General features: G+C 71.0%; 22 protein-coding genes and 2 pseudogenes. 12 read left to right on the top strand and 12 right to left on the bottom strand.

Going from position 1 to position 25,237, the window contains the following annotated elements; all coding sequences use genetic code 11:
- The first annotated feature begins 44 nt into the window (after positions 1-44).
- On the top strand, positions 45-1,568 hold the full coding sequence (locus tag ACFKCF_RS46975) for a hypothetical protein (RefSeq protein WP_394501877.1): 1,524 nt from the start codon (positions 45-47) through the stop codon (positions 1,566-1,568).
- Between the two features lie 30 nt (positions 1,569-1,598).
- Here the strand turns inward: ACFKCF_RS46975 and ACFKCF_RS46970 are convergent, their stop codons facing one another.
- Both ACFKCF_RS46970 and ACFKCF_RS46965 read right to left on the bottom strand, forming a co-directional pair.
- Positions 1,599-2,939 (bottom strand): M20/M25/M40 family metallo-hydrolase, encoded by a 1,341-nt coding sequence (locus ACFKCF_RS46970; RefSeq protein ID WP_394501876.1) that lies wholly within the window; start codon positions 2,937-2,939, stop codon positions 1,599-1,601.
- A complete protein-coding gene (locus tag ACFKCF_RS46965; protein ID WP_394501875.1) occupies positions 2,929-4,098 on the bottom strand; it encodes an MFS transporter in 1,170 nt (389 codons plus the stop codon). The genes ACFKCF_RS46970 and ACFKCF_RS46965 overlap by 11 nt, the downstream gene beginning before the upstream one ends.
- A gap of 93 nt (positions 4,099-4,191) precedes the next feature.
- Here ACFKCF_RS46965 and ACFKCF_RS46960 point away from each other — a divergent pair, with 93 nt between their 5' ends.
- Complete coding sequence (locus ACFKCF_RS46960; protein ID WP_394501874.1) at positions 4,192-6,987, top strand: ATP-binding protein; 2,796 nt, start codon at positions 4,192-4,194, stop codon at positions 6,985-6,987.
- A gap of 3 nt (positions 6,988-6,990) precedes the next feature.
- Here ACFKCF_RS46960 and ACFKCF_RS46955 read toward each other — a convergent pair whose 3' ends face one another.
- The 6 genes from ACFKCF_RS46955 to ACFKCF_RS46930 form a co-directional block, all read right to left on the bottom strand.
- Complete coding sequence (locus ACFKCF_RS46955) at positions 6,991-8,145, bottom strand: alpha/beta hydrolase family protein (protein ID WP_394501873.1); 1,155 nt, start codon at positions 8,143-8,145, stop codon at positions 6,991-6,993.
- Positions 8,146-8,157: 12 nt separating this feature from the next.
- Positions 8,158-9,585, bottom strand: a complete 1,428-nt coding sequence (locus ACFKCF_RS46950) for a S41 family peptidase (protein WP_394501872.1) — start codon at positions 9,583-9,585, stop codon at positions 8,158-8,160.
- On the bottom strand, positions 9,582-10,628 hold the full coding sequence (locus ACFKCF_RS46945) for an ABC transporter permease (protein ID WP_394501871.1): 1,047 nt from the start codon (positions 10,626-10,628) through the stop codon (positions 9,582-9,584). Before ACFKCF_RS46945 ends, ACFKCF_RS46950 begins: the two co-directional genes overlap by 4 nt.
- Positions 10,625-11,515, bottom strand: a complete 891-nt coding sequence (locus ACFKCF_RS46940) for an ABC transporter ATP-binding protein (protein WP_394501870.1) — start codon at positions 11,513-11,515, stop codon at positions 10,625-10,627. The genes ACFKCF_RS46945 and ACFKCF_RS46940 overlap by 4 nt, the downstream gene beginning before the upstream one ends.
- Positions 11,512-11,904 carry a GntR family transcriptional regulator gene (locus tag ACFKCF_RS46935; RefSeq protein WP_394501869.1) on the bottom strand — a complete coding sequence of 131 codons (393 nt, stop codon included), beginning with the start codon at positions 11,902-11,904 and terminating at the stop codon, positions 11,512-11,514. The genes ACFKCF_RS46940 and ACFKCF_RS46935 overlap by 4 nt, the downstream gene beginning before the upstream one ends.
- Positions 11,905-12,176: 272 nt before the next feature.
- Complete coding sequence (locus tag ACFKCF_RS46930; protein ID WP_394501868.1) at positions 12,177-12,833, bottom strand: TetR/AcrR family transcriptional regulator; 657 nt, start codon at positions 12,831-12,833, stop codon at positions 12,177-12,179.
- 65 nt (positions 12,834-12,898) lie between these two features.
- Here ACFKCF_RS46930 and ACFKCF_RS46925 point away from each other — a divergent pair, with 65 nt between their 5' ends.
- The 6 genes and pseudogenes from ACFKCF_RS46925 to ACFKCF_RS46900 all read left to right on the top strand — a co-directional run bounded on the left by ACFKCF_RS46925 (position 12,899) and on the right by ACFKCF_RS46900 (position 18,217).
- Entirely contained in the window at positions 12,899-13,873 is a 975-nt protein-coding gene (locus ACFKCF_RS46925) for an NAD(P)-dependent alcohol dehydrogenase (RefSeq protein ID WP_394501972.1), read from the top strand.
- A gap of 20 nt (positions 13,874-13,893) precedes the next feature.
- A pseudogene (locus ACFKCF_RS46920) lies at positions 13,894-14,151 on the top strand (ATP-binding cassette domain-containing protein); the annotation flags it as partial.
- A 122-nt stretch (positions 14,152-14,273) separates the two neighbouring features.
- Complete coding sequence (locus tag ACFKCF_RS46915; RefSeq protein WP_394501985.1) at positions 14,274-14,426, top strand: hypothetical protein; 153 nt, start codon at positions 14,274-14,276, stop codon at positions 14,424-14,426.
- A gap of 504 nt (positions 14,427-14,930) precedes the next feature.
- Positions 14,931-15,491, top strand: a complete 561-nt coding sequence (locus ACFKCF_RS46910; protein ID WP_394501867.1) for a helix-turn-helix domain-containing protein — start codon at positions 14,931-14,933, stop codon at positions 15,489-15,491.
- A 54-nt stretch (positions 15,492-15,545) separates the two neighbouring features.
- The gene (locus ACFKCF_RS46905; RefSeq protein ID WP_394501866.1) at positions 15,546-17,900 is read left to right on the top strand and encodes an HAD-IA family hydrolase; all 2,355 of its coding nucleotides are present in this window, start codon (positions 15,546-15,548) and stop codon (positions 17,898-17,900) included.
- A 149-nt stretch (positions 17,901-18,049) separates the two neighbouring features.
- Positions 18,050-18,217, top strand: coding sequence for a hypothetical protein (locus ACFKCF_RS46900; protein WP_394501865.1), 168 nt, complete (start codon positions 18,050-18,052; stop codon positions 18,215-18,217).
- 68 nt (positions 18,218-18,285) lie between these two features.
- Here the strand turns inward: ACFKCF_RS46900 and ACFKCF_RS46895 are convergent, their stop codons facing one another.
- From ACFKCF_RS46895 to ACFKCF_RS46885, 3 genes and pseudogenes are all read right to left on the bottom strand, one after another.
- The gene (locus tag ACFKCF_RS46895; protein WP_394501864.1) at positions 18,286-18,744 is read right to left on the bottom strand and encodes a hypothetical protein; all 459 of its coding nucleotides are present in this window, start codon (positions 18,742-18,744) and stop codon (positions 18,286-18,288) included.
- A 216-nt stretch (positions 18,745-18,960) separates the two neighbouring features.
- Positions 18,961-19,531 (bottom strand): annotated as a pseudogene (locus ACFKCF_RS46890) (serine hydrolase domain-containing protein).
- Positions 19,531-19,695 (bottom strand): hypothetical protein, encoded by a 165-nt coding sequence (locus tag ACFKCF_RS46885; RefSeq protein ID WP_394501863.1) that lies wholly within the window; start codon positions 19,693-19,695, stop codon positions 19,531-19,533. The pseudogene ACFKCF_RS46890 and the gene ACFKCF_RS46885 overlap by 1 nt, the downstream one beginning before the upstream one ends.
- Positions 19,696-19,832: 137 nt before the next feature.
- On the opposite strand from ACFKCF_RS46885, the gene ACFKCF_RS46880 reads away from it, so the two are divergent.
- Both ACFKCF_RS46880 and ACFKCF_RS46875 read left to right on the top strand, forming a co-directional pair.
- On the top strand, positions 19,833-20,762 hold the full coding sequence (locus ACFKCF_RS46880) for a helix-turn-helix domain-containing protein (RefSeq protein WP_394501862.1): 930 nt from the start codon (positions 19,833-19,835) through the stop codon (positions 20,760-20,762).
- The gene (locus tag ACFKCF_RS46875; RefSeq protein ID WP_394501861.1) at positions 20,750-21,361 is read left to right on the top strand and encodes a dihydrofolate reductase family protein; all 612 of its coding nucleotides are present in this window, start codon (positions 20,750-20,752) and stop codon (positions 21,359-21,361) included. The genes ACFKCF_RS46880 and ACFKCF_RS46875 overlap by 13 nt, the downstream gene beginning before the upstream one ends.
- Before the next feature lie 51 nt (positions 21,362-21,412).
- Here ACFKCF_RS46875 and ACFKCF_RS46870 read toward each other — a convergent pair whose 3' ends face one another.
- A complete protein-coding gene (locus ACFKCF_RS46870) occupies positions 21,413-23,275 on the bottom strand; it encodes a serine hydrolase domain-containing protein (RefSeq protein WP_394501860.1) in 1,863 nt (620 codons plus the stop codon).
- Positions 23,276-23,442: 167 nt separating this feature from the next.
- Between ACFKCF_RS46870 and ACFKCF_RS46865 the strand changes: the two genes are divergently transcribed.
- Both ACFKCF_RS46865 and ACFKCF_RS46860 read left to right on the top strand, forming a co-directional pair.
- Entirely contained in the window at positions 23,443-24,579 is a 1,137-nt protein-coding gene (locus ACFKCF_RS46865) for a sensor histidine kinase (protein WP_394501859.1), read from the top strand.
- Positions 24,554-25,207, top strand: coding sequence for a response regulator (locus tag ACFKCF_RS46860; protein ID WP_394501858.1), 654 nt, complete (start codon positions 24,554-24,556; stop codon positions 25,205-25,207). Before ACFKCF_RS46865 ends, ACFKCF_RS46860 begins: the two co-directional genes overlap by 26 nt.
- The last annotated feature ends 30 nt before the right edge of the window (positions 25,208-25,237 follow it).

The raw sequence follows: 25,237 nt of genomic DNA, 5'->3' as shown, positions 1-25,237 counted from the left end.
GGCTGCGACCTGGCTGGAACCGGGGACCGCGTACAACTGTCGCCATGAGTTCATTCACGCCTCACCGTTCCGGCGAACGGGCCGGGCAGGACCGGTTCCCTCAGTTGCTGCGCGCGGAGTGGACCAAGTTCCGTACCGCGCGGGGCCTGGTGCTCGCCATGGCGGCCTCCGTGCTGGTCACCGTGTCGCTCGGGCTGCTGGTCGCCGGGGGTGTCCGCAGCACGTGCGTGACCGGGAAGGGGGAGGGGTCCTGCCCCGCGCCCTTGGTGGGGCCCGATGGCACGGCGGTGCAGGACAAGTACTACTTCGTGCACCAGCCGCTCAAGGGGAACGGCAGCATCACCGCCCGCGTGTCGGATATGACCGGGCAGATCCGGCTGCCGGACGCCGTACCCGGGGTGCGCAACGTCAAGGAGGGCGTGGTGCCGTGGGCCAAGGCCGGGCTCCTCGTCAGGCAGAGCCTCAAGCGGGGCACACCGTATGCCGCCGTCATGCTCACCGGAGATCACGGCGTGCGGATGCAGTACAACTACACCCACGACGTGCCCGGCGGTCCGCACAACGGTCCCCAGTGGCTGCGGCTGACCAGGTCGGGCGACACCGTCACCGGCTACGAGTCGGACGACGGAAAGACGTGGACCGAGATCGGCACAGTCGAGCTGACCGGGCTGCCGGAGACGGTCGAGATCGGGCTGTTCGCCACCTCACCCGGCGTCCTGTGGGACATGGCGAAAGCCTTCGCCCAGGCCACCGCCACCTTCGACCAGATCACGCTGCAGGGCGCGAACGGCTCGTGGCGCCGCGACGACGTCGGCGTCTCGATGGAGTCCGACGGCAAGACCCCGCATCACCCGGGCGGGGTCGTCGAGTCCGGTGGCAAGCTCATCGTGACCGGGGGCGGTGACATCGGGCCCGCCACGGTGGAGGGCGGCGTGCGCGCCGACCTCATGCTGATCGGCGCGGCCGTGGGGCTGATCCCGGTGCTGGTGGCGGCCGTCATGTCCGTCACGGCGGACCACCGGCGGCGGCTGATCGGGACCGGTCCGCCGGTCTCGCCGCATCCGGCGCGGCTGCTGGCGGCCAAGGCCGTGGTGGTCGGCGCGGTCGCGTTCGTGGCGGGACTGGTGACCTCGGGGGTCGTGGTTCCGGTCGGCCTGGCGATGTTGCGGGCGAATCAGAACCCGGTTCAGCCGATCACCCCGGCTACCGAGTCGCGGGTGATCGTCGGCTACGCGGCGCTGACCGCGGCCGCCGCCGTGCTGGCTCTGGGCCTCGCCGCGCTGGCCAGGCGGGGCATCGTCGCCGGCGGGCTGGCCATCGCGCTGGTCGTCGTGCCCTACCTGCTGGCGACCGCGGGCCTGGCGCCATGGCTGCTGATGATCACCCCTGCCGCCGGGTTCGCGATCACGCAGAGCGTCCCCACGTTCGCGCATGTGGACGTGCACCTGTCACTGATCGGGGGCTACTTCCCGCTCCCGCCCTGGGCGGGCTTGACCGTGACCTGCGGATATGCCGCCCTCGCCCTCGGGGCGGCGATGGCCGTACGCCACAGGAAAGCGCCACGTTAGTTTCGGCGACCAGAAGCACCGCCAGGGCGGTCAGTGCGCGAGTTCGGCGAGCAGGAGCGTCTCGGCGAGGCAGGCGCGTTCGAAGTCGGCCAGGTGCAGGTTCTCGTCGGTGCTGTGGGCGCGGCCGGCTGGATCGCCTCCGGGGCTGGTGATGAGGAAGGCGGCGTCCGGGTACGCGGCGGCGAATTCGGCGACGAAGGGGATGGCGCCGCCGCCTCCCATGTCGACCACGTCGGCGCCGTAGGCCTGCCTGTAGGCGCGGCGTGCGGCGGCAAAGGCCGGGCCTCGGGTGTCGACCGTGTATGGTTGCGCGATTTCCGCCTCGGTGACCTCCACGTGTGCGCCCCAGGGCGTGTGGTCGCGCAGGTGCCCGGCCAGGGCCGCGCGGGCTCGTACGGCGTCGTCGCCGGGCGCGAGGCGCAGGCTCACCTTGGCTCGGGCGGTCGCGGTGAGGGCGTTGGCGGCCTCGGGTACGGAGGGCGCGTCGATGGCCAGGACGGTCGCGGCGGGCCCGGTCCAGATCCGTTCGGCGATGGTGCCTGAGCCGAGCAGTGTGACGCCGTCGAGTACGCCTGCTTCGGCCCGGAACCGTGGGATGGGGTAGTGCGTCTGGGGTGGGCGGCTGGTGGTGAGGCCGTTCACTGCGACGTGGCCGTGCTCGTCGTGGAGGGTGGCGAGCAGGCGGCACAGTGTGGTGAGCGCGTCGGGGGCGGCTCCGCCGTAGGTGCCGGAATGCACGGCATCGGCCAGTGTCCGTACCTCGACGACGCAGTTGGCCAGGCCGCGCAGCGTGGTGGTGAACGAAGGAGTGCCCGCTTCGATGTTCTCGGAGTCGGCGAGCACGAGCACGTCGGCGGCGAGCTTGTCACGGTGGCGGTCGAGGAAGGCGCCGAGTGCCGGGGAGCCGATCTCCTCCTCTCCTTCGATGAGGACGACGACTCCGACCGGCGGCCGCCCGTCGTGCGCGCGTAGCGCGGCCAGGTGGGTGGCGATACCGGCCTTGTCGTCGGCGGACCCGCGGCCGTACAGTCGCCCGCCGCTTTCGTGTGGCTCGAACGGTCCGCTCGACCACAGATCCGGGTCGCCGGTGGGTTGTACGTCGTAGTGGGCGTACAGCAGCACGGTGGGGCGGCCGGGCGGAGCGGGGCAGCCGGCGAGGACCACCGGCCGGCCGCCGGGGACGTCGTCGAGGATCTCCACCTTCTGCGCGGCGCCGGCGCGGAAGAGTTGCGCCGTCTGCTCCGCGCAGCGGCGCAGGTCTTCGGCCGCGGCCGGGTCGGCGCTCACTGAGGGGATGCGGATGAGGGCCTCGAGGTCGGCTCTTACGCCCGGTAGCACTTTCTGTACGGCGTGCCGCAGGTCATCGGTCATTGATGATCTTCCTTTCTGATCGGGTGTCGAGCCAGGAGGGGAGGAGGGCGAGAGCCAGTACGGCGGCGATCAGCGCGAATCCCGCCGGGTACCCGGCGGGTCCGGCCATGAGTCCGAATCCGACGGCGCCGATCCCCATCCCGCCGTCGTAGGCGAGGTTCCACAGCGCGCTGACCCGGCCGAACGCGGAGGGGGAGGATCGGGCGAGCATCAGCACCAGGGTCACGTTCTGGGCGGCGCCGAAGCCGGCGCCGAACAGTGCCGCTCCCACGATGACCGCGTAGGGGTTGTCGAGCCAGACGATCCCGGCCATCCCGATGACCGCGGCGAGCACGGCCGGTATCAGGAGGGCGGAGTGGCCGTGGCGGTCGCCGTGTCGGCCGGCCGCCCAGCGCGCGAGCGGCATCGCGCAGGAGTGTGCGAGCAGTGCCGTGGCGGCCGTTCCTGCTGAGCCGGCGGGGACGGCCAGCGGCAGGAACGTCAGCAGCACGCCGGCTGCCAGCGTGATCGTGGTGAAGACGATGGCGGGCCGGGCGAGGCCGGCGTGGCGTAGAGCGCGGAGGACGCCCTCATGCTGCTCGACCGGTGCCGTGCTCGCGGGCAGCTGGGGAGTTCCGATGAGTGCGAGCAGCGCCAGCCCTGTGCCCGCGAGGAAGACCGGTCCGTAGCCGATGAGGGGGACGAGCCACAGGCCGATCGGCAGTCCGAGGATGGCGGGGATTCCGACGGCCACGCCGTAGGCGCCCAGTGCTTCGCCTCGACGCTGGGCGGGGGCCAGTTCGGCCACCATGGCGGGGCCTGCTACGACCACGATGGCGAGGCCGGCCCCGCGCGCCAGGCTGGTGGCCAGTACGATCGGCAACGCGGAGGACAGGACCAGCAGGGCCGAGGGAACGCCGAGAAGCAGGACGCCCAGCGCCATGCCGGCGCGATAGCCGCACCGGGCCAGCAGCGTCGGCATGACCAGTTCCATGAGCACGGTCGCCAGCATGGTGACGCCGGTGGACAGCCCGGCGCCCATGTCGCCTGAGCCGCCTGACGCCGTGTACAGCGGGACGATCGGGACGAGCAGGTAGAAGCTTGTCATGGAGGCGAGTGAGGTCGCGCCCAGGAAGGCCATCGGGCGGCTGAGCAGCGGTTGTGCGCCGGTTCGGATCACGGGGTCAGCTTCGCGGGAATGGCGGCCGGATGGATGGGGCGAATGCCCTATCCGGCATCCCTAGTTCTCGTCCGGATCTGAGAGCCTGAGTCCATGGTGTTCGTAGGCAGGGAGGCGGAGCTGGCCGCTCTGGGTGAGGCCTACGCGCATGCCCGAGGGGGTTCTGCTTCGACCGTGCTGCTGGGCGGTGAAGCGGGGGCGGGTAAGAGCCGGCTGGTCGCCGAGTTCGTGGCGCCGCTGGCGGGGGAGGCGTGGTCGCTTTCGGGCGACTGCCCTCAGGTGGGGGAGGACGGGCTGGCGTTCGCGCCGTTCACGGCGATGCTGCGCCGGCTGCTGCGCGGGGTCGGCGTGGACGGTTTTCTTCGGCTCCTGCCGCGTGGTGAGCCGGGTGAGCTGGGCAGGCTGCTGCCGCAGTTGGGGCGGCCTGCCGGCGGCGGCGATCCGGCGTTGACGCAGGCGCGGCTGTTCGAGGAGGTTCTCGCCGTCTTCGAGAATCTGGCGGAGGACCGGCCTTTGGTGATCGTCGTCGAGGATGCGCACTGGAGCGATCGCTCCAGCCGGGAGCTGCTCGACTTCCTCATCAGGAACCAGCAGGCGGCCGCGGCTTTCCTCCTGGTCGTGACCTATCGAAGTGATCAGCTGCATCGGACGCATCCGCTGCGCCCGGTGCTGGCTGAATGGGATCGCCGGCCGTGGACGACCCGGATGGAGCTGGAGCGGCTGGGCAGGGTTGAGGTGGTGCGGCAGCTTCGGGGCCTGCTGGGCGGCGAGCCGGCTCCCGCGGTCGTCGAGGACGTCTTCCGGCGCAGCGAGGGCAATCCGCTGTTCGTGGAGGCGTTGTCGGCCCGGGTGGGCGCGCCGGTGCCGGTGTCCATTCGCGATCTGCTGGTCGCGCCGCTGGACGGGTTGCCGCTGGAAACGCGGCGGGTGGTCCGGGCTGCGGCCGTGGGCGGCGCCCGGGTCGGCCATGCGCTGTTGCGCGCCGTCACCGGGCTGGACGACGCGTGCCTGTCCGAGGCGCTGCGCCCGGCGGTGGGCGCCAACGTGCTCCTGATCGAGGAGGAGGTGTATGCGTTCCGTCATGCGCTGGTCCAGGAGGTGCTCTACGACGACGTGCTTCCCGGGGAACGTGGGCGCCTTCACGTGCGGTATGCCGAAGCCCTGGAGGGGGACCCGGAACTCGCCCCGCTGGGCCGGGCGGCGTATGAGTCCGCCCTGCACTGGCATGCCGCCAAGAGCCGGCCGTCCAGGACGCTGGCGGCCGCTCGTCGTGCTGCCGCCGAGGCCGCGGCGTCCCTGGCGTATGCGGAGCAGCTGCACATGTTGCTGCGCGTGCTGGAGTTGTGGGATCAGGCGCCCGGTTCGGCGGCGTCGAAGGCCGATGTGCTCGACGAAGCGGTACGCGCCGCCATCGCCGCCGGTGAGAACGCGACCGCCGTCGAGCTGGTCGAGTCGGCGCTGTCGGCCGAGGTCGAGCCTGCGCGGGCCGGCTGGCTGACCGCTCATCGTGGCGAGTTGCGCCACCTCCTGGGCGTGCCGGGCGATCTGGACGATCTGCGCGAAGCCGCTCGTTTGACGCCGGGCGGGCATCCGGCGCGCGCGACGGTGCTGAATCTGCTGGCCAATCGCCTGCTCACGGTGCCGCTGGAAGCCGAAGGCCGGGTGGCCGCCGCTGCGGCGCTGGAGGCGGCGCAGGCGGCGGGCGATGCCAAGGCCGAGGTCATCGCCACCGTGAATCTGACGTACGCGCGGGCGCGGGCCGGCGACCTCGACGCGCAGTTGCCTCACCTGGTCGAGGCGCAGGCGACGGCGCGCCGCATCGGTGATGAGGGGGCGTTTCTGCATGCGTGTCGTTGTGAGGCCGATGTTCTGCAGGGCGCCGGCAGGTATGCCGAGGCAGCGGAGGCGGCACGTCGGGGGCTTGCCGCCGCCACGCGGTGGGGTCTGGCCCGGACCGCGGGTCCGATTCATGCGGGCAACCTGGCGGAGGCGCTGATCGCGCTGGGGCGGTGGGAGGAGGCGGCCGAGATCGTCGAGTACGCCCTGCGGGTCACGCCGACGCCCAGCCTCCGCGCGTACCTGATGGTGCTGGCGGGCACGCTGGCACTGGCCAGGGGCGATCTCGCAGGTGCTGAGAGCGCCGCGGCGCAGGCCCGCGAGGTTTTCGGCAGAGGCACGTCCTATGCTCAGGACCATCTGCTGCTGGTGCGCTTGGAGGTGGATCTGCGCAGGGCGCAGGGGCGCGCGGATGAGGCTGTGCGGCTCGTGGCGGAGGCGCTGGGCAGTGGCGGAACGAGCCCGCGTTACCTGTGGCCGGTGATCGAAGCGGGTGCGTCCCTGCCCGTGCCCGGCCTGGGCGAGAGCGTCGCCGGGTTGCCGGTGATCGGGCCCGTCCAGGAGGCTCATCGGCTGGCCTTCACCGCCGAGAGCGGGCGGCCGGAGCTGTGGCCGTGCGTCGCGGCCGCGTGGGCGGATCTTAGCCAGCCGTATTTCCAGGCTCTGGCGCTGGTGCGGGCCGCGGAACACGCCGCGGAAGCGGGGGACCGCTCGGCGGCCTCCTGCCATCTGGCCGGCGCCGCCCGGGAGGCGGACCGTCTGCGAGCCGAGCCCTTGCGTGCGCGCATCGAACGGTTGGCGCGGCTGGCCCGGATCTCCCTCGTCGTGGACGGCGAGACCGACCCGGCCGGGGAGCGGGCCTTCGGCCTTACGCCGCGTGAGCGGGAGGTGCTGCGGCTGCTCGCCGACGGCCGTACCAACCGGCAGATCGCCGAGGAGCTGTTCATCTCGGTCAAGACGGCGGGGGCGCATGTGAGCAACATCCTGGCCAAGCTCGGGGTCCGCAGCCGCGTCCAGGCCGCCACGGCTGCCCACCGGCACGAGTTGATCTAGGTGTCAGGATCGGCCGCAGGTGGCGGGGCAGAACGTGACTTCGGGGTAGCGCGGTGACGGCTTGTCCAGGAGGGGCTGTCGCTTCGACTTCAGGTGCCGGTCGAGGAAGGCCGCCACGTACGTGCGGGTGAGCTCGGCGCCGCGTGCCGCGGGCAGGAGGCCGTAGGCGGGCTTGATGCCGAGGGCGCCTGCCAGGAGCGGGACGTCGGTGAAGGACTGGTGGTCCGCGCCCGCCAGCACGATCCAGCGTTTCCAGCCGGTCAGCAGCTTCCAGTCGCGCTCCCACGAGTTGTCGCCGCCGCCGGGGACGTGCGGCGGCGAGCCGATGAACATGAACGGCCGGGGGAATCCGCTCTTGGGGATCCGGGCGTAGGTGGTGCCATCCATGTCGATCCCGGCGCGTACGCGAGGGTCCTTCACCATGGTCGCCATGGTGGCGGCTCCGCCGATGGACTGGCCGACCATGGCGATGCGGGAGCGGTCGATCCGGTCGGCGCCGTCCCACTTCGAGGGCAGCTGGTCGAGCACGAAGGAGACGTCGGCGGCCCGCCCCGCGACCAGGCCCGTGCCGAAGCCGGGGTCGGCGTCGCTGTCGCAGGCGAGGCATTCGGCGACCCGCCCGTCGGCCAGGGTCGTGGCGTGGCTTTCGTAGGTGTGGTCGATGCCCGCCACGACGTATCCCCGGCTGGCCAGGTCCTCGGCGAGGGAGGTGAGGGTGTTCATCGGTTTGGTGAAGCCGGGGGAGAGCACCACGAGCGGAAGGTCGCGGCCCGTGGGTTCGGCGTCTTTGACGGCGTTCGTCCGGGTTTTGCTCAGCGTGTCGTCCGGCACACCCCCGATCCTGCCTCCCTTGAGGGTGAGCTCGGATTCCTTGGGTGTCATGTACGGCGCCTGCTGCCCGTCGCGCTGCTCGGTCGGGTACCACAGGGTGACCTTGAGCTCTCTGGCTTCGGCGTCGAGGTTCCAGGGATCGCGGCGGGAGGTGTCCTTCAGATACAGGGCGGTGGTTCCGACCGGGTGGGCGCCGGTGGGGGCGGGCAGGATGGCGGGGCCGGTGGGGGTGGCCGACGGGGCGGCGGAGCGCGGCGGCGCGGGTGCGGAGCAGGCGGACGCGGCCAGGACGGCCAGCCCCGCGGCGACGGCCAGGAGGTGTCTCATCGGAAGGTCCATTCACTTGTGCAGCAAGGTCAGGGCCTTGGCCAGGGCGGGGTCGCGCCCGGCGGCCGCGTCCTGCGGAGTGGAGGGCACATGGTGGTCGGGCGGTACGCCGATCCGGTCGATGACCTCGCGGTTGGGCCCCAGGTGGTGCCTGGTGGGGAAGGCCAGCGTGGTGTTGTTCTTGAGCAGGTACGGCTGCGCCGGGCCGGAGATGACGCCGGCGGTCCTGGTGCCGACCAGCCGGCCGAGGCGCAGGTCCTTGACCGCGGAGCTGAAGTGCTCGCAGGCCGAGGCGCAGCCGCGGTCGGTGAGCACCGTCAGCGGCAGGCCGAGCAGCTCGACGGCGTCGTCGGTGCGCATGCTCTCGCAGTTGCCGTCCACGGTGCACAGGTAGGCGGTGATCTTGCCGTGGGCGAACGCACTCACCAGCCGGATCGCCTCCGTGGGGCTGCCGCCGCCGTTGCCGCGCAGGTCCAGCACGACGCCGTTGAGGGTGCGGCCGGTGCGCAGCCTGGAGATCGCCTTGAACATCCTGTCCGCGGAGTCGGGAGCGAACCCGCGCATCCGTACATAGGCGACGTCGCCGTCCAGCAGCCTGGACTGCACCACTTGCAGGGCGGCCAGGTCCCGCTGGTAGAGGCCGGGCTTGAGCGTGACGCTCCAGCGGCGGCCGGTGGCCTGGCGCAGGAGCCGCAGCCGGACGGGGCGCGCCTGCGGGTATCGCGGGTAGAGGGCGGCGATGGCGGGGGTGGCCTTGCCGTCGATGAAGGGCGCCGATCCGTCGATCGATTCGATGAGGTCGCCGGGGCGCAGTCCGGCCTTCTGCGCCGCGCCGCCCTGCACGGCGGTGACGAACAACGGGGGGAGGGCGACGCCGTCGTTGCTCTGCGCCTGCGTGCCGTTGACGTTCGCCTCGAAGCCAAGACCGTAGCCGTCGCCGTCGTAGTAGTCGGGTGGCCGCTTGACGTCGTGTATCCAGTCGGCGTGGTCGTCACCGAGAGCGGCCACGAGGGCCTCGAGGGTGCTGACGGCGAGCTGGTCGCGCAGACCGGGGACCTGATCGCCGATCTTGCGGTAGACGGCCTCGAAGGCGGCCCAGTCGGCCTTCCGGTCGCCGGTCAGCGCCGGCATGGTGGCCTCGGGCACGTCGTGGCCGTTGCGGTTGAGCTCCTGCGTCAACGCGGCGAACGCGGTGGTCAGCAGCGAGCGGGCGTCCAGGGTGGCGCCGCTGTAGTAGTTGCCGAGGATGCAGGAGTACGCCTGCTCGATGACGTCGATCGTGGTGGCCGTCTGCGCCCCGGAGCGTCCTTGGGGTTGCGAGCAGGCCGTACTGGCTGCCTTGCTCGCCTGGCTGCGCGGCGGCGCCGGCGCCGTGCAGGCCGAGGCGAGGAGGAGGGCGAGCCCGGCGGCCGCGGTCCTGACGACGGCAGGCGTGGTCATGCCAGCCGCCTGCGGATCCACCAGAAGCAGAACCACGCGAGGCCGAGGGTGAGCAGGGCGTAGATGCCGGTCTCGATCCACTGGAAGGGCCAGAAGCGTTCCAGGGGCTGGTAGGCCGCCTGCTGCCGGTAGCCGAGCCGGTTGATCTCGGCCATGCAGGCGCCGCCCCCCGCCGCCGACGGTGAGCAGGGGCCCGAGGTCGTGGAGACCTGGATGACGGCTCCGCCGTCGTCGTAGGGGATCGTGCGTCCGGACGGGTCGAGCAGGCTGCTGGTCAGGACCCAGGCGCCGGCGTGGCCGGGAACGGCCGAGCGCAGGATGATCCGCGCGGGTCCGCCTCCTTCTCGTGACATGCCGAGGTTCTCGACGTTCGCCTCGCTGAGCTCGTAGGTGCCCGTGGCCGCAGGCATGAGGTGGACACGTACCAGCAGCGGCATGGCGACCTGGATCGCGACGAAGACGGCCAGGGTGAGGGCCATGGCGGGCAGGGTGCGGCGCACCAGCATGCCCACGGTCACGCCGAGGACGAAGGCGAAGGCCGCGTACCCGATCGGGGCGATGCCGCGCGCGCCGAACACCAGGGGAGCCATCAGGGCGAGGCTCTCCGAGGCCGACTTGTCCAAGGGGTCGGACCACCAGCTCACCGCCAGGCCGCACAGACACGCGGCGGCCATGGCGACCAGGCCGGTGAGCCCGAGCTTGACCGCCAGCCAGCGGCCGCGGCTGATGCTCTGGTTCCACACCAGCAGGTGGGTGCTCGCCTCCAGTTCGCGGGTGATCAGCGGCGCTCCCCAGAAGATCCCGACGAGAGCGGGCAGGAGCAGCACGACGAGGTTGACGGCCATGAAGGGTGTCTCGTACGCGCCGAAGAACCGGTTGTAGAAGCGGCCGCAGGTGTCGTCCTGGGTGCAGGCGGCGATCCCGGCGGAGTAGCGGCCGGCCAGGTCCGGGCCGGTCAGGGCCAGGACGACGGCGAGAGCGACCAGTGCGGTGGCCATCAGCGCGGCCGAGCCGCGCAGCTGGCGCCAGGTCAGCCAGATCATCGCTGCACCTCCAGGGCGACGCGCCGGTTCTCGGCCGTGCGCTTTTCCATGTAGGCCAGGACGAGGTCCTCCAGGCTGAGCCGGCTGACTGTCCAGGCGGGGTCGTGGATGGGGCCGTCGGTGCGGACCACGAACGTGCTCTGCCGCTCGGTGTGCCGCGCGGAGATCACCTGCTGGTCGGCGGGCAGCCGGTCGGGATCGCGGCGGGGGCCGGTGAGCCGGTGATGGGTGGCCAGCAGCTCGTCGACCTCTTCGGCCACCTGGACGCGGGAGTCGACGAGCACGATCAGGTAGTCGCAGACGCGTTCCAGGTCGGAGACCAGGTGGGAGGAGAGCACGACGCTGAACTCGTGCTCCACGGTGGCCTCCATCAGCGCCTGCAGGAACTCCCGGCGGGCCAGCGGGTCGAGCGAGGCCACCGGTTCGTCCAGGATCAGCAGCTCCGGCCGCTTGGCCAGGCCCAGGGTGAGGGCGAGCTGGGCGCGCTGGCCGCCGGACAGCTTGCCCGCCCGGTGGGAGGGGACGAGGCCGAGCCGCGCGATGCGCTCGCGGGCCATGCCGTCGTCCCAGCGGGGATTGAGCCGGGCCCCCAGCCGCAGGTGGTCGGCGACGGTCAGGCCCGCGTAGATGGGGGTGTCCTGGGCGACGAACCCGACCCTGGCCAGCTGGGCGGGCGTGGCCGCGGGGCGGCCGCCGAGCACGGTGATGCCGCCCGCCGACGGTTCGAGCTGGCCGCCGGCCAGCTTCAGGAGGGTGGTCTTGCCGGCTCCGTTGGGGCCCACCAGCCCGACGACGTGGCCCGCCGGGATGTCGATGGTGCAATCGCGCAGTGCCCAGCGTTTGCCGTATTTCTTGCCCAGTCCCTGGGCCTGCAGGACAGCGGTCACGCTATGTCCTCCTGAGCTGTGGTGCGAAAGGTGGTCATGAAGAGGGCCTCGATGCTTTCGTCGTCGAGACCGGCTCGGCGGGCCTTGGCCAGCCAGCGCTGCAGTTCCATCCGCAGCGGCCCGTGCGCGGCCAGGGAGGTGTCGGTGAGCGTCGCCGTCACGAACGTCCCCACCCCTGGCCGGGCGGCTACCAGGCCCTCGTGTTCGAGTTCGCGGTAGGCCTTCAGGACGGTGTTGGCGTTGATCGCCAGTTGCGCCACGACCTCCTTGACGGTCGGCAGCTGGTCGCCCTCGCGCAGTACGCCGAGCCGTAGCGCGTGCCGTACCTGCTGGACCAGCTGCAGGTACGGCGAGACACCCGATCTGCCGTCCAGATGGAACTCGATCACCGTTCCTCCATTTATCTAGCTTGCTAGCACTTTAGAGTTCTAGATGTTAGAGGACCATAAGGATCGCTGTCGTGGCATCGCCCGGCACGCCAAGGCGGCGCCGCCGCGGCCGCGCGTCACCGGGAACGGGGAGAACGAGCCCGCCGGAGCCCTGCCTCCGAGGCGGCCGGCACCCGGCCGAGACCGCCGCGGGTGCTCGAGGGACCGTCGGAGCCCGCGCCGGCGGGCACCGCTGGCCCGCGGCGTTTCGCGCCCGGAGGCGGACCCCGGGGCTACCGCGCCGCCGCCGGTCCGTGCAGGAGGTCGAGGGTGAGGGACGGGGCCGGCGGCAGGGGCTCGGCGTGCTCGGCCCGGAAGGACTGCAGCAGGTACGCCACCAGCCGCAGCGACCCCGCCGCCGCGACCTCGCTCGTACCGGTGGCGACGCCGTAGTTGGCCTTGAGCAGCAGCGTCAGGTCGGCCACGTCGAAGTCGGCCCGCAGCCGCCCCGCCGCCTTGGCCCGCCGTACCACCTCGGCGAAGCCCTGCTCGGCCCGCACCCGCGTGCGCTCGTAGTCGATCGCGTCGGGGAAGGCCGTCAGGAACGCCTCGGTGAACCCCCGATCGGCGACCTGCATCGCGCACACCTTCTCGATCGCCGCGCAGAACCCCCGCCACGGGTCCGGATCGGCCAGCGCCTCGTCCACGACCGACGCGCAGGTGGCCAGCTCGTCGCCGAACACCTCCGTGATCAGCGACTCCCGCGACGGGAACCGCCGGTAGAGCGTGGCCACGCCCACCCCGGCGCGCCGCGCGATGGCCGCCATGGGCACCTCGAGCCCGCGGGTGGCGAACGCCTCCCGCGCGGCATCGAGGATGCGCACGCGGTTGTGCCGGGCGTCGGCCCGCAGCGCCTGTGCGGACTCTATTTGAGAGGGATGACCAGGCATGTCTCTCACATTAACGTAAATGGACGGCCCCATCCGTTTAGCCCGCTAGCGTCATTCACATGGAGATGAACGCAACAGAGATGCGCGCTGCCCTGTTCGACCGATACGGGCCGCCGGACGTGCTGTATGTGGGCACGGTGCCCAAGCCGGTCCCCGGACCCGGCGAGGTGCTGGTGCGCGTGCACGCCACCAGCGTGAACGGCGGCGAGCTGCACGGCCGGGCCGGCAAGGTGCGGCCCGTGACGGCTCTGATGCAGCGGGGCTTCCCCAAACGCATGGGGCTCGACTTCGCCGGCGAGGTCGTCGCCCTGGGCCCGGACCCGGCCGGACCCGGCCCCCGGGTGGGCGATCGGGTGTGGGGCGTGCTGAACCTCAGGTTCGGCAGCGTCGCCGACTACCTGGCCGTCCGCCCCCGTCACCTGTCCCTGGCCCCGGCGGGCCTCGACCTGGCGGAGGCCGCGGCACTGCCGGTGGGCACGACGGCGATCACGGCACTGCGCGACAAGGCGAAACTGCGGCCCGGCGAGCGCCTGCTCGTACGCGGCGGCAGCGGCGGCGTGGGCGTCGTGGCGGTGCAGCTCGGCAGGGCGCTCGGCGCCCACGTCACCGCCCTGGCCGGGGCGCGCAACCTCGACCTCGTCCGCGACCTCGGCGCCCACGAGGCCTACGACTACGCCACCACGCGGCCTGCCGATCTGCCGCGGTTCGACGTGGTCCTGGACACCGTCGGCACCGAACACGCCGCCTACCGGCGCCGCCTGACCCCGTCGGGTCGCATGGTGGCGATCGCCTTCGACATCGACCGGGCCGCCGCGTCCCTGTCCTACGTCGCCGCCTCAGCCGTGCACGGCCGGCGGCGCGTGCGCTTCTTCAGCGGCCGGCCCACCCACCGCCTCCTGGCCGACCTCACCCGGTACGTGGAGACCGGCGCGATCCGCCCTGTCGTGGACACCGTGTTCCCGCTGGAGGAGATCGCCAAGGCGCACGGGGCCCTGGAGGCGGGCGGCGTGCGCGGCAAGATCATCGTCCGCCTCGCCTGAGTATCCCTGACGTTTGTCACATGGGGCCGGCTGACGTCCGGCACTACAGCCGCCCCTCCTGCCCCGCCCATCCTGAACGCATGGCAATCGCGCTGGAACTCAAGGCCGTGCGCAGACGCTACGGCGCCACCGTCGCCCTCGACGGCGTGGATCTGGACGTAGAGCAAGGGCAGACGGTCGCCCTGCTGGGACCCAACGGGGCAGGCAAGACGACCATGCTGTCCATCGCCCTGGGCCTCCTGCCGCCCGAGGAGGGGACGGCCAGAGTGTTCGGGCGCCCGCCCGCCGAGGCGCTCCGGCAAGGCCACGTCGGGGCCACGTCGGGGCCACGTCGGGGCGCTGCTGCAGGACACCGGGCTGCTGGACGACGTGCGGGTGGCGGAGTCGGACGGAGATCCGCTTGCGGACCGACGGCGCCGAGGTGGGCCGGTCCGAAGGGCTGCCCGGCGTCCGCCAGGTGCGCGTCGAGGCAGGCACGGCGATCCTGCGCACAGGCGACTCCGACGCCGCCTTGCGCGCCCTGTTCACCCCATCCGGCGCGTTCGACGACTGACCGGCTTCCCGGTGGCTCTCTACCTGCTGTGGACCAAGGAGCTGAACGTGGTCGGGGTTGAGGAACCCAGGAACAGTCGTTACCGGCCCGCCCGGCGAGCTGGTTCGGTCCCTGGCCGGGCGGTGCACAAGGACAGATGGTGACCCGTACGGTCGGGCGTATGAGCATCGAAGATCAGAAGGTTCGCGCTGCCGGCGTGCTCGGCGTACTCGTCGGACGGGCGTGTAGCCAGTCGAGGAGATCCCATCCGTCCGGGGACGGTATGCCGGGGTGGGCCCGTCATCGCGCAGACGTACAGCACCGTGCGAGGTCGGCCGAGCGTGGCGAGGCCGACCCGTACGCCGATCGGTGGTGGGCAGGTGGTCGGCGCCGCCATCATCGAGCGGCACCGGCAGGTTGGCAGGCAGCTGTTCCCGGTTCAGAACGCCATCGGGGCTGACGCCCACGGGCGCCTACGACCAGCGCATTCCGCTATAGAGGACAATTTGCTACTATAGTGGAATAATGATGGAAGGCGGCCGGATAGTGTTCAGTGGGTTGTCGATGGCGGACCTGGGTGCGCGGCTTCGCGCCCACCGCCGTGCCCGTGGCCTCGCACTGGAACGGCTGGCCGAATCGAGCGGTGTCAGCCGGAGCATGGTGTCCGATGTGGAGCGGGGCGCGAAGACGCCGACCGTGCTGGTCCTGGATCGGCTGGCCACCGCGCTGGGCACCTCGATCGCCCGGCTGCTGGACGAGTCACGCGGCGAAGGGGCGGTGGTTCTGCGCAAAGCGCGGCAGCGGGTAGTGCGTGATCCAGCGGGTTGGGAGCGCCGCATCCTGTCCCCGGTGCTGCCGGGCGTGGAATTCGAGTTCATGCGCACCATCCTGGGACCCGGCGTCGATGCCGGAGAGTTCTCGCCGCACTCGCCGGGCTCACGCGTGGCCGTGGAGTCGGGCCGGTTGACCCTCACGATCGATGGCGAGAGGTACATGTTGGACGCTGGGGACTCGGTGTACATCCGGGCAACTGCCGGCATGGGTTCGTCAACGACGCGGGTTCGGCGTGTGTGTACTACCTGGTGATGGACCTGGACACGGCAGCGGCGGCACATCGGACCCAGCAGGTCGAGAACGTCGATGGATGACCTGCGGCGGGCGGGCGCAGCCGCCGTCGACGTGACGGCCGACTACCTTGCAGGCGTCCCAGAACAGCGGGTGTGGCAGCCTGTGGCGGAGGAGGACCGCGCCTGGCTGACCGGCCAGGATCTGCCCACCGTGGGCCGGTCGCTGGACGAGTCGGTCCATGACGTTCGTGTCCGGATGCTGCCGTATCCGATGGGTAACGGTCATCCCCGGTTCTTCGGCTGGGTGAACTCCCCGCCCTCGCCGGCCGGTGTGCTCGTCGCGTCGATGGCGGCGGCGTTGAACCCGAGCTGTGCCGGCGGCGAGCACGCAGGGGCGCTGCTGGAGTATGCCGTGGTGCGCTGGTTGGCGGATCTGGCCGGATACCCCCACACCGCCGGTGGCGGGCTGCTGACCAGCGGCGCCTCCATGGCCACCATCATCGGCCTCGCCTCGGCCCGCCAGCGTGCCGCGCGGCAGGACGGATGGGACGCCCGCGAAGAAGGGCTCTGCGGCCGGCCGCCAATGGTGATGTATGTGTCCGCGGAACGGCACAGTTGCCTGCGCAAGGCCGTTGAGCTGCTCGGCCTGGGTGCCCGCCATGTACGGGTGGTCCCGGTGGACGGCCGGTTCCGCATGGATGTCGACGCGTTGCGCGCCTTCATCGCCCAGGACGCCAAGGCAGGGCTGCGCCCGTTCTGCGTGGCGGCGAGCGCGGGCACCGTCAACACCGGCGCCGTCGACCCGCTGGAGGAGATCGCCGATGTCGCCGCAGACCGCGGTTTGTGGTTCCACGTCGACGGCGCCTACGGGGCACTCGGTGTTCTCGCTGACGGCGCCGAGGCAGCCTACGCGGGCATCGAACGGGCCGATTCGCTAGCGCTGGATCCGCACAAGTGGCTCGGCGTCCCGGTCGACTGCGGCTGTGTCCTCCTGCGCGACCGAGCATCGTCGCGCGACGCGTTCAGCCTGGTCCCGGCCTACCTGCGCGACGACAGTGCCGCAGGACTCGGTTGGTTCTCCGAGTACGGCCCGGAGCAGACCCGCCCGTTCCGGGCGCTGCGAGCCTGGGCGACGATGTCGTACCTCGGCCGGGACGGAATTGTCCGGCTCGTCAACCAGACGGTACGGCTCGCCCACACGCTGGCCGCAATGATCGAGGCGGCGGACGACTTCGAGCTGCTGACCCCGGTCACCACGTCGATCGTCGCGTTCAGGTACCGCCCGGGCAACCGCGACAGCCGAGTCGATGACCTCAACCGCGCGATCCCGGCCGCCGTCCAGCAGCGCGGGCGCGCCTTTCTGACCGGCACCCGGATCGGCGGCATGGAAGCGCTACGCGCCTGCTTCCTCAACCCCGCCACCATTGCGGAGGACCTATCCGTCCTGCTCAACGAGCCGCATGGCAGCCGACGAGATCGCAGCGTAAGCACCCGCTGCCTGGCCATCAATCGCAGCGGGCGAGCGAAACCTGGTCTGCTGTTCAATCGGCCGCCCCGTCCACCTGCTCAACATGAGCGTCGTCTACGGCATCGACGACGCCCGCGCCCGCCTCGCCTCGGTCTACATGACCGTCTACACCCTCGGCGGCGTCGTCGGCGCGGCCGTCGGCCCCTCTGTCTACGCGGTCGGTGGCTGGAGCGCGACCTGCCTCCTCGGCGCCGCATTCCTCGCGATCGCCCTCGTCCTGACGTTCACCCGAACGGAGAACCCATGAAACCCAAGCTGGTCATCTTCGACAACGACGGCGTCCTCGTCGACAGCGAACCCACCGCACACCGCGTGCTGTCCGAATACCTGACGGAACTGGGCTTCCCCTTCACTTTGGAAGAGTCCTACCGATACTTCCTCGGCAACGCCGCCCGCACCGTCCACACGGTTGTCGCCGACCGCTACGGCGGCACGCTCCCCGCCGACTTCACCGCACGCTGCCACGAGCGGGTGTTCACCGCCTTCAGGCAAGGGTTGGCCGCCGTCCAGGGCGCTTCCACCGTCCTGACCGAGCTGCGGCGCCGCGGCATCCCCTACTGCCTGGCATCCTCCTCCGACCACGCCTGGATCGACCTCACCCTCGACCGGACGGGGCTGCGCCCCCTGCTGCCGCCCGAGGTGGTCTTCAGCGCCCAGGACGTCGGCGGCGTCGGCAAGCCCGCCCCCGATCTCTTCCTCCATGCCGCGGCCTCGTTTGGCAGCGACCCGCGCGACTGTCTGGTCGTCGAGGACAGCCCCAACGGCGTCCGCGCCGCGAGAGCCGCCGGCATGCCCGTTGTCGGCTACATCGCCCTGACCCCTGCGAGCAGGCTCACCGGAGCCACATCCCTCATCACACACCTGACCGGGATTCTCGGCCACCTCGACCACGACCGTTGAACCGAGGCCACAGACATCCACACCAGCCAGCAACTGAACAGCCTCGCTGAGCCCCGAGAGAGCTATCTGGCGGCTTTCCACGTCCACGCGGCGATCCCGAGATAGAGACGCGACTCCATATCAAGGCGGAGCCGGCCGTACAGATTGACGTGGGCCCAGAAGGGCGCGATGACGGGCGCGTCCGTGGCGGGCGTGGGCTGATCGCGGACGACCAGGACCTGGTCAGGGGAGGCCTGGCCGCGCTGCTCTCGCTGGAGGACGACATCGAGGTGATCGCCGAGGCCGTCCGCGTGGCCGAGTCCCGCGGCTGGCTGTGAACCGGCGCCTGCGTCCAGCAACTGTCGGTGTTCCCGCCCGCGGCCGCCCGGAGGCCGCCATGGACGGCTCAGGCCAGGGCCGAGATCTCGATCCGGGTGTGGTCGGTGGGGGCCACCAGGCAGGAAAGCACGACATTCCCCCGTTCCAGGCGTTCCCCCATCGAGGAGGTCAGCCGGGCCGTGCGCTCGATCTCGTACGGGCTGCCGGCCTGAGGGGTCACGCGGAGCCGCAGCAGCCAGATGTAACGTCCGTTGAGCTTGTTGGACGTCTCCTCGGCCCCCAGGACCGCCGCGTTGCACGGCACCGCGGCCGCGCGCTCCTGCGGCGCGAAGGTCTGCAGCGCGGCGGATTCCAGGCTCGCGAACGAGATGGAGCCCATGGCGAGCAGCCCCGCGGCCAGGAAGACGAACGTGGCGCTGACGTACGCGCCGACCCGGGTGTGCGGCTTCCGCCTCAACCTGAGGAACAGCACCACGCCCACGATCGCGGCAATGACGGCGAGTGTCCCAAAGACGGTCGATGCCATCGTGCTTCCTCACGCTGATAGGCGGGGCCTGGTGGGCCGGCCTGGTCCGTTCCGATGCCGATAGTTGATCAGGTGCCGCTTGCAGGGCGACTGCAACCCGCATGTACGCCTTCGACGGGCCTGCGGCGCATCAGCAGATCCTCAAGCGCGGGGACGAGGAAGGCCGGAGCCCGGTCGAGGTCTTCTGCCGGACCTGCCTCGACCAGGTGGGCGGGGTCAGTCGTCGATCGCCTGGTAGAGGGTGGTCCAGAAGTCGTGGATGACCCGCGCCGAATCCGGGGTGGACATCCCGGTCTGGGTGAGCAGAATGCCGACGAGCTGGTTGTCTGGATCGGCGTAGGTAGTGGTGCCGGCTCCGCCGTCCCAGCCGAACTGGCCGATGGAGGCGTAGTCGCCGCGGTAGGTGCGCACCGCCATCCCGAAGCCCCAGCCGCCGTGCTGGCCCTGGCCGTGCGACGGATGGACGACGCTGCGGGCCCAGGCCTGGAGGGCGGCTGTCTGCTCGGGCGTGAGGCGGTTGGTGGTCATCAGCTCGACGGCGGGCCGGGACAGGATCCGCTGGGTCCCGTGCATGCCGCCGTTGAGCAGCATCCGGAAGTAGGCGTGATAGTCGTCGACGGTCGATCTTGTCGGCGGGCACGTGGAAGGCGGTGTCCTTCATGCCCAGCGGATCGAAGACGCGCTCGCGCAGGAACTCCTCGAACGACTGGCCGGTGACCCTGGCCACCAGCACGCCGAGTACGTCGTCGCCGACGTTGTACAGCCACCGCTCGCCGGGTTGGTACATCAGCGGAGACGCATCGTCCCGATCGCCTCGACGTGCGTCTCCTCGCCCCGGCCGACCAGGGCGACCAGGCCGGGGATCTTCCCGGACTCGACATGCCGCGCCAGCACCTCACGCAACCTGCGCAGCCCCGCTTCAGAGAAGCCGCTGTTGCTTCTTTCCATCATGAATCTCCTTGCCAACAGTGTTCGATCTTGCGAGACCGTCCCGGCGCTCACGGGGGACGCACGCTGAACCGTTCATGGCATGCATCACAGTGAGTACGTGCCAAGCGGCATCGGGCTTCGTCGGCCACACTGGCTGCATGGAATACGTCGTCCGGGTGCCCGCGCCGCCGCTCGACCGCTTCATCGACGACATCTACTGCCTGACCGGGGTGCCGCGCCATCGCCGGATGAACGTCCCGCCGATGCCGTCGGCGCACCTGTTCGTCAACCTGGGCGGACCCGTCCGCCTGTGGGATTCCGACCCTTCGGTGCCGTCGGCGGTGTTCACCGATGGGTGGTTCATGGGGGTATGGACCAGGCGTTTCCTCTTCGAGCACCCCACGCCGGTGCGGCTCGTCGGGGTGCACTTCAAGCCTTGGGGGATCTCGCCGTTCGCCGACATGCCGGCGACCGAGCTGCGGAACCGGTGGGTGCCGGTCGACGCCGTCTGGCGGCGGTCTTTGGATCGGATTCGCAACCAGGTCGGAGACATCGCGTCGGCCACCGAGCGGCTGAGGGCGGTGGAGGAGGAGCTGCGATCGCGACTTGCCGAGGCGCCGTCGCGCGGTCTCAACCTGGTTCAGCACGCAGGCAGCCGTTTGGAGGTCTCCCACGGCGCGGTCCCGATCGGTGCGCTGACCGATGCCGCCGGGGTGAGCGGCAATCACCTGGCCGCGCAGTTCAAGTCCCATGTCGGGGTCACCCCGAAGCGGGTGGCGCGGATCTACCGTTTTGCGCGGCTGATCGTGTCCGTGGACGCCCTGCGTCCGGTCGACTGGTCGCAGCTCGCCCAGACGGCGGGCTACTTCGACCAGGCCCACTTCAGCAGGGAGTTCAAGGACTTCACCGGCCACACCCCGACGGAATACCTGGCCCTGCGCCGCCGATTCCCTGCCGAGCAGGGGTTCCCGCCGGACAGCGGCCCGATGCCCGCCGATTGCTTTTTTACAAGCCCGCTCGCCCCCGGGAGCGGCAAGATCGGGGGCGAATACGCAGAGAGACTCCAGGAGAACCTGTGGGCACAGTGATCATGCACAACGTGGTGTCGGTGGACGGCTTCATCGCCGACGAGAACGACGAGGTCGGGCCGCTGCACGATTGGTACTTCAACGGCGACGTCCCGATCACCGAGGGCGGCGACCAGCAGTACGACCATTCCGGGGTCGGAAGCGGCATCAAGGTCTCCCGCGCATCGGCGCAGTACGTCCGGTCGATGTGGGAGACGATCGGCACGATCGTGATGGGCCGCCACCTGTTCGACCTGGTCAACGGCTGGGAGGGTCAGCCGCCGACGGGCGAGCACGTGGTCGTGGTGTCCCACCGGCCCAAGCCTGAGGGCTGGCACCCCGAGGCGTCGTACCATTTCGTCGACGGCGTGGCGGCGGCGATCGGCAAGGCCCGGGAACTCTCCGGGGAGCGAACCATCGCTGTGAACGCCGGCGACGTGGGCAGCCAGATCCTGGCGGCCGGCCTCGTGGACGAGGTGGCGATGGACGTGGTGCCGGTGGTGTTCGGGTCGGGCAAACGCTACTTCGGCGGCATCGACGGGCAGCATCTGCTGGAGGATCCCCACGTGGTCATCCAGGGCGAAGGGGTGCTGCACCTGAGGTTCAAGGTGCGCCGCTAGACCCCGACGGGCAAAACGTGACCACGAAAGCCGCCTCACCGGCCCCCGGCATCAGCCGAACTGCCAGCCGAGCAGGTTCCAGTGCAGGCAGAACCAGACGAGGGCCAGCATCCCGGCCAGCAGGGTCACCTGGTGAACGCGGGCCAGGACGCCGATGTGCCGGTTTCTCCAGCCGATCACGGTGGTGGTGATCGCGGCGACCGTGAGGGCGAGGAACAGCGGGGGAAGGAGCAGCACAAGCCGCACAGGCGTCGGCACGCCGTACAGGATGCTCGTGTCGCCGGTCAGCACCAGCGTGAACATGACGACGAACGCCAGCCCGACGGCGCCGGCCAGGCCGGCGAGGAGGCGGCCGGCGCGCCAGGCGCGAGGCGTACGGGCGGGACGGTTCCGCAGTCGCCGCAGCGCGGCGGCCGGCGGCAGGCCGAGCACGGCCGTCAGGGCGGTGACGGCGAACACCACGACGACGATGAGGTTGGCCGGAGGGGTGTCCCACCAGGGCAGGAGCTCGTAGGCGGGCCCGTCGGTGGCCGCGTACGTGACGCCGGCGGCGTCGGTGACGAACGCCAGCCGCTGGGAGCCGCCGTCCTGCTGATAGAGCCCCGGAGCCAGCGGGCTCCACGTCATGCCCTTGAAGGCGAGTTTCCCCCCGCCCTCGATCCGCAGCCGGGAGGAGCCGGTGAGGGTGAGGACCTTCTCGATGGTCGACTCGACAGTGCGGGCCGGCTTGTAGAAGCCCGGCACGGACGTGGCCGTCTTGCCGGGAGGGCTGGAGGGCGCGGCGCGCTCGCCGGGGAGGAATCGGTCGAAGAAGGCGGGCAGGAGCTCGGTGACGGCATCGATGCCGCCGATGCTGTTGGTGGAGACGAACAGGCCGAGGCCGGCGCCGGGCACCAGCAGCAGGGCGCTCTGGAAGCCTTCCCAGCTGCCGTCGTGCATGATCACGCGATGCCCGTTGAGGGTCTGCTCCTTGAACCCGTGGGCGTACCCGTCGATGCGGGGGTCGGCGGCGAAGGACCGCCGGTGCATGAGGCGGGCGGTGGGCTCGTCGAGGAGGGACCCGCTGCCCAGATGGGCGATCATGAAGCGGGCCATGTCGTTCGCGGTGGCGCTGATCGATCCGTCGGGCGGGAGGTTGTCGAAGACGAAGGGTTTGCGCTGGTACGTTCCCTCTTCGTAGTCGTAGCTGCGTGCCTGGCCGGCGGCCAAGGGGGCGGGGACCGGCTCGGAGGCCGTGGTGTGCCGCATGCCGAGCGGGTCCAGGATGTGGTCCTTGACGTACTGGTCGTAGGGCTGCCCGCTCACCCGCGACACGATGTGCCCGGCCAGCGCCGCGCCGTAGTTCGAGTAGGCCGACACCTGTCCGGGCGGGCGCACCCGCGCCGGCACGTGCTCGGCGAGGTACGTGCCCAGCGGCGGCACGTCGGCCTTGCTGCGCGAGCCCACGCCGATGGCGGTGTCCTCGAACCCGGCGGTGTGGTTCATCAGGTGCGCCAGCGTGATCGGCTGGGGATAGGTCGCGGGGATGCGGAATGTGGTGAGGTAGCGGTTCACGTCCGCGTGCAGGTCCAGTCTGCCCTGCTGCACCTGTTGCATCACCGCGGTCCAGGTGAACAGCTTGGTGATCGAGGCGATCCGCACCAACGAGGCGCCGGGGTCGAACGGCGTGCCGTTCTCGCGGTCGGCCAGGCCGTACCCCTTGCTGAAAAGGATCTTTCCGGCGCCCACCACCGAGACCACCGCGCCCGGCACGTGGTTGGCCTCCAGACCTTTCGCCATCGCGGCGTCGAAGAAGTCCGCCAGCTCGCGGGTGTCCGGAATGCGCGCCGAGGCCGCCGCCGTGGCGGGGGGCCAGAGGGCCGCCAGCGACAGCGCGGCGATGAGCAGCAGGCGGGGGAGAGGGACTGGCCACACGGCGTGACTCCTGACGTCGTCGGTTTCATCAACGGTGGCGCCTGCCGGGGCGCGGCCACATCGCCATCACGGCCATCGCCGCATCACACTAAAGTCGGAGATTTTCGGGCGGCCGGCACCGACGCTCGTCGGAGGTGCCGCGTCGCCGTCCTGGCTACGCTGGGCCGATGGTGACGTACCGGAACGCGCTGCGGCGGGTCCTCGCGCTGGACCCGCGCGCGATCAGCGCGGCCTCCGTGACGTTGTGCCTGTTCCTGACCTTCTTGGCGGTCAAGACGCCGTGGGCGCCGCTGCCGCGCGTGGTCATCGCCGGCGCCGGGCTGGTCGCCACGGGTGCCGTGTGGTTCCGCGACCGGTGGCCGACGGCGGTCGCCGCCGTCGGGGCGGGCGCGTACGTCCTGTCGGGCAACCCCGGGCCGCTGCTGATCGGCCTGTTCTCCGGTGCGGGAGCGCGGCTGGGCGCGCGGTTCGCGGCGCTGGCCGCGATCGGCGTGGCGGGATTCCTGGGGCAGCAGTGGGTCGACGACGGCAGGTTCAGCATGGACGCCCTGGTCCCCGCGCTGGCCGCCACCGCCGTCGTGCTGGTGGCGGGTGGGTACGCCGCCACCCGCCGCGAGCTCACCAGCTCACTGCGCGAACGCGCGGAGCGCGCCGAGGCCGAACAGCACCTGCGTCACGAACAGGCCAGGGCCGCCGAACGCGGCCGGATCGCGCGGGAGATGCACGACGTGCTCGCGCACAAGGTCACCCTCATCTCGCTGCACGCCGGCGGATTGGAGGTCAACCCCGGCGCGGAACCGGCGCGGATCGAGCGGGAGGCGGCGCTGATCCGGGTCACCGCGCAGGAGGCCCTCGAGGAGCTGCGGAAGATCGTGGGCGTACTGCGGGCCGGACATGACGACATATTTCCTGACCTGCGGAGATTGGTGGAGTCCTGGACGTCGGCCGGCAACACCGTCACGCTGCACGGCGACCTCGACATGTTGCCGGTGGCGACGGCCCGGGCCGCGTACCGGCTCGTACAGGAAGGGCTGACCAACGCGCACAAGCACGCCTTCGGAGCACCCGTCACCGTCTCGGTGACCAGCAGCCCGCAGGACGGCGTCACGATCACGGTCACCAACGGGCCATCGCTCCGGCCCGCCGCACGCCCCTCCGGCACCCGGGCCGGTCTCGTGGGCCTGGCGGAACGTTTCCGGCTGATCGGCGGAACGGTTCGCGGCGCGCCCGACGATGCGGGAGGCTGGCGTCTCGAGGGTCGGTTGCCGGGGGACACGCATGATCAGAACGCTGCTGGTGGATGACGAGTCGCTGATCCGCGCCGGACTGCGGTTCATCCTCGAATCCGCACCCGACGTGGAGGTCGTGGGGGAGGCCGCGGACGGCGACGAGGCGGTCGAGGCCGTTCACCGCCTGGGGCCGGACGTCATCCTCATGGACATCAGGATGCCGCGGACCGACGGCCTCGCCGCCACCGAGGCCATCCGCCGGCTCGCCCGTGCGCCCGCGGTCGTGATCCTCACCACGTTCGACAGCGACGAGCACGTCTTCACTGCCCTGGAGGCCGGGGCCTGCGGTTTCCTCCTCAAGGACACCTCGCCGCACGACCTGATCCGCGCCGTACGCCTCGCGCACGGCGGTGACTCGATGCTGTCCCCGCAGGTGACCCGGCGGCTGATCCACCGGGTCACCACCGACGCGCCCATCCGGCGTCGCCGCGACGCGCTCGCCCGGCTGGAGAGCCTCACCGGCCGCGAACGCGAGGTGCTCACCGAGGTGGGGCTCGGCCGTTCCAACACCGAGATCGCGGCCAGCCTGCACATGAGCGAGGCCACCGTCAAAAGCCACATCTCCCACCTGTTCGACAAGCTCGCCGTCACCAACCGGGTACAGGTGGCCATCGCCGCCTACCGCGCCGGCCTGGTGGAGTGAGCATCGTCGCGTCGGTGGCCTGCCGACGGC

The sequence above is a fragment of the Nonomuraea sp. JJY05 genome (genome assembly GCF_043496855.1).
Taxonomy (GTDB): Bacteria; Actinomycetota; Actinomycetes; order Streptosporangiales; family Streptosporangiaceae; genus Nonomuraea.
This window is presented reverse-complemented; position numbering and strand designations above follow the sequence as displayed.

Coding starts and splice junctions, on each gene's coding strand:
- ACFKCF_RS46975 (WP_394501877.1), top strand. CDS start 45: ATGAGTTCATTCACGCCTCACCGTTCCGGCGAACGGGCCGGGCAGGAC.
- ACFKCF_RS46970 (WP_394501876.1), bottom strand. CDS start 2,939: ATGACCGATGACCTGCGGCACGCCGTACAGAAAGTGCTACCGGGCGTA.
- ACFKCF_RS46960 (WP_394501874.1), top strand. CDS start 4,192: ATGGTGTTCGTAGGCAGGGAGGCGGAGCTGGCCGCTCTGGGTGAGGCC.
- ACFKCF_RS46955 (WP_394501873.1), bottom strand. CDS start 8,145: ATGAGACACCTCCTGGCCGTCGCCGCGGGGCTGGCCGTCCTGGCCGCG.
- ACFKCF_RS46950 (WP_394501872.1), bottom strand. CDS start 9,585: ATGACCACGCCTGCCGTCGTCAGGACCGCGGCCGCCGGGCTCGCCCTC.
- ACFKCF_RS46945 (WP_394501871.1), bottom strand. CDS start 10,628: ATGATCTGGCTGACCTGGCGCCAGCTGCGCGGCTCGGCCGCGCTGATG.
- ACFKCF_RS46930 (WP_394501868.1), bottom strand. CDS start 12,833: ATGCCTGGTCATCCCTCTCAAATAGAGTCCGCACAGGCGCTGCGGGCC.
- ACFKCF_RS46925 (WP_394501972.1), top strand. CDS start 12,899: ATGAACGCAACAGAGATGCGCGCTGCCCTGTTCGACCGATACGGGCCG.
- ACFKCF_RS46910 (WP_394501867.1), top strand. CDS start 14,931: ATGATGGAAGGCGGCCGGATAGTGTTCAGTGGGTTGTCGATGGCGGAC.
- ACFKCF_RS46905 (WP_394501866.1), top strand. CDS start 15,546: ATGGATGACCTGCGGCGGGCGGGCGCAGCCGCCGTCGACGTGACGGCC.
- ACFKCF_RS46895 (WP_394501864.1), bottom strand. CDS start 18,744: ATGGCATCGACCGTCTTTGGGACACTCGCCGTCATTGCCGCGATCGTG.
- ACFKCF_RS46885 (WP_394501863.1), bottom strand. CDS start 19,695: ATGATGGAAAGAAGCAACAGCGGCTTCTCTGAAGCGGGGCTGCGCAGG.
- ACFKCF_RS46880 (WP_394501862.1), top strand. CDS start 19,833: ATGGAATACGTCGTCCGGGTGCCCGCGCCGCCGCTCGACCGCTTCATC.
- ACFKCF_RS46865 (WP_394501859.1), top strand. CDS start 23,443: ATGGTGACGTACCGGAACGCGCTGCGGCGGGTCCTCGCGCTGGACCCG.
- ACFKCF_RS46860 (WP_394501858.1), top strand. CDS start 24,554: ATGATCAGAACGCTGCTGGTGGATGACGAGTCGCTGATCCGCGCCGGA.